Genomic DNA, 241 nt, shown 5'->3' on the forward strand with positions numbered 1-241 from the left:
CTCCCTAGTGACCGATAGTGAACCAGTACCGTGAGGGAAAGGTGAAAAGCACCCCGGAAGGGGAGTGAAATAGTTCCTGAAACCATGTGCCTACAATTAGTTGGAGCCCGTTAATGGGTGACAGCGTGCCTTTTGTAGAATGAACCAGCGAGTTACGTTAACATGCAAGGTTAAGATGAAAAGTCGGAGCCGTAGCGAAAGCGAGTCTGAAACGGGCGTTTCAGTATGTTGATGTAGACCC

General features: G+C 49.0%; 1 rRNA gene. It reads left to right on the forward strand.

Annotation, left to right across the window (positions count from 1 at the left end):
* A 23S ribosomal RNA gene (locus CES82_RS12230) occupies positions 1-241 on the forward strand; the annotation flags it as partial.

This window comes from Secundilactobacillus silagincola (genome assembly GCF_002583405.1).
In the GTDB taxonomy this organism is placed as follows: domain Bacteria; phylum Bacillota; class Bacilli; order Lactobacillales; family Lactobacillaceae; genus Secundilactobacillus; species Secundilactobacillus silagincola.